This is a genomic window from Bartonella sp. AA168HLJHH (genome assembly GCF_042197365.1).
GTDB lineage: Bacteria > Pseudomonadota > Alphaproteobacteria > Rhizobiales > Rhizobiaceae > Bartonella.
This window is the reverse complement of the sequence record NZ_JBHIRS010000094.1, coordinates 1-568: the sequence shown is the minus strand read 5'-3', so window position 1 is coordinate 568 and position 568 is coordinate 1. Positions and strand designations below refer to the sequence as shown.

General features: G+C 40.5%; 1 protein-coding gene. It reads right to left on the bottom strand.

Translation table 11 applies throughout. From position 1 onward, the window contains the following. Window positions 1–568 (bottom strand): tyrosine-type recombinase/integrase (locus ACFINM_RS09930; RefSeq protein ID WP_375641411.1); only part of this gene is annotated, 568 nt, incomplete at both ends.

Genomic DNA, 568 nt, shown 5'->3' with positions numbered 1-568 from the left:
CTATCCAATCCCGTAAGCTTGAACGAAAACCATGGGGACGATAAGTTAAGCCGCAAACTGTCATATATTTTGCCATGCTTGCATCAGAAATTGGCTTGCCGGTAAGACCAGAAAAGAGAAAACCTTTTTTCTCAAAAGGGAGAGATTTTTCAATTACTTTCAAAGCTTCACGACTTAATGGCACGCGAAAATCTGAAACTTTCCCTACAATACCTTTCATGTTTTCTTTTGGTATCGTCCATATATTTTTGTCAATTTGTTCAAGGCGTAAATAGCGCAATGGATATGACCGTGTGCCTGTCAAAATCAATAACTTCAGTGCTAAATTTGAAAGGATCTTATCATCCAAGCTTTGATAAAATGCCGGCACTTCTTGCCATGGCATAGCAGGAATATTTGTTGATGTCGCACGTGGTTTTCCTAAAAGCGCGCGTGCCTTCATACAAGCCTGTAGATCAACATCTAAACCAAGAGCCGCAGCATATTTCAAACAAATATTGATACGGTTAAGTGCTTTTCGCGCTGTGTCTGCTTTTTCATGCCAAAGGGGTGCGAGAACATTGCGAAT